The organism is Martelella sp. HB161492, from assembly GCF_013184775.1.
Classification (GTDB): domain Bacteria; phylum Pseudomonadota; class Alphaproteobacteria; order Rhizobiales; family Rhizobiaceae; genus Martelella.
The window spans coordinates 1-1667 of sequence record NZ_JAATVV010000035.1 but is presented as its reverse complement, the minus strand read 5'-3'; the positions used below and the strand labels follow the sequence as shown (position 1 = coordinate 1667).

Sequence of the window (1667 nt, the reverse complement as noted above, 5' to 3'; positions counted from 1 at the left end):
TCATCCCCCATCTCAAAGGACTACACATGAGCACTATCATTCTGGACGGCGACAATCTGACGATCGAGCAGGTTGTTGCGGTTGCCCGCGAAGGCGTCAAGGTGGAGATCGCTGCCGCCTCGCGTGCCGAGATCATCAAGAAGCGCGCCTATATCGAAGAAAACTGGCTGACCGAGAACGCGCCAGCCACCTATGGCTTCAACACCGGCGTCGGCAAGCTGAAGGACTATCCGATCAGCCAGGCGGATAACGAGAAGTTCCAGAAGAACATCGTCCTGTCGCATTCCTCCGGCGTCGGTGAGCCGGCATCGGAAGAGATGGTCCGCGCCATGATGACCGTGCGCATCAACGCCTTCTGCCTTGGCGTCTCGGGCCTGCGCATCGAAGTCGTCGACCGCCTGGTCGACATGCTGAACCGCGGCGTACACCCGGTCGTTCCGATCCAGGGTTCGGTCGGCGCCTGCGGCGACCTTGCCCCGCTTGCCCACATGGTCTCGGTCATGATCGGCTATGAAGAGGCCGAAGCCTATTTCGAAGGCGTGCGCATGAGCGCGCCGGAAGCGCTGAAGAAGGCCGGGATTTCGCCGGTTGAATTCGTGCTGCAGGCCAAGGACTGCCTGGCGCTGATCAATGGCAACAGCCTGTGCGCCGGCATGGCCGCGCTGACGCTCTATGACGCCGAAAAGATGATGAAGATGGCCGATGCCATCGCCGCGCTCAGCCTTGAAGCCGTTCGCGGCGAGCAGGCGGCTTTCGATCCGCGCATCCACGCCGTGCGCAAGCAGACCGGCCAGATCAATGCCGCCGAAAACGTCCGCCGCCTGATCGACGGGTCGCGCCGCACGTCGGAAGCCTCCCGCGCCGTTCATCTCGATGACGATATCCTGCATCCGGTGCATCACGCCCGCGTTCAGGACCAGTATTCCTTCCGCTGCATGCCGCAGGTTCACGGCTCGTGCCGCGATCAGCTGGAACATGCCCGCAACCTCGTCAGCCGCGATCTGAACGCGGCAACCGACAACCCGCTGGTTTTCTGGAACGAGAATGGTGCGCTGGAATTCCTGTCCGGCGGCAACTTCCACTGCGAACCGATCGCGTTTGCCATGGATATTCTCTCCATCGCGCTGGTTGAAATCGGCAACATCTCCGAACGCCGGCTGTTTGCGCTCTGCGACACGACGCTGAACTACGGCCTGCCGCCGAACCTGGCCGGCCGGCCGATCGGCCTCAACTACGGCTATGGCATCATCGCCACGGCAGCAACGGCCGTTGCATCGGAAAACAAGACGCTGGCCTTCCCTTCGGTTGCGGATTCGATCTCGACCAAGAGCAGCCAGGAAGACCATGTTTCGATGGCCCCCTGGTCCTGCCGCAAGGCGCAGCAGATCCTCGACAACATGCACAAGATCGTCGGTGTCGAGACGCTTCTGGCCACCCGCGCCATCTTCCTGACGCGCGACAAGCTCGGCAGCTTCGAGCTCGGCAAGGGCACGGCCGCGCTCTACAAGGCGCTGACCAATGTGATCCCGCTGGTCGAGGAAGACAGCTACATGCAGAAGCAGATCCGCCCTGCCTTCGACATGGTCACCTCCACCAAGGTGCTCACCATTGTCGAAGACGCGATCGGCGCGCTGAAGTAAGCACTCAGGAAAGCGAAACCGCCCGGC

1 protein-coding gene is annotated in these 1667 nt (G+C 62.0%); it reads left to right on the top strand.

Annotated elements, in window-relative coordinates:
- Window positions 1–26: 26 nt before the first annotated feature.
- Window positions 27–1640: a histidine ammonia-lyase gene (locus HCK86_RS23815; protein ID WP_176086983.1), complete on the top strand. Its 1614-nt coding sequence runs from the start codon at window positions 27–29 to the stop codon at window positions 1638–1640.
- The last annotated feature ends 27 nt before the right edge of the window (window positions 1641–1667 follow it).

Bases quoted from the DNA above. Each gene is read 5' to 3' on its own strand.
- HCK86_RS23815 (WP_176086983.1), top strand. From the start codon at position 27: ATGAGCACTATCATTCTGGACGGCGACAATCTGACGATCGAGCAGGTT.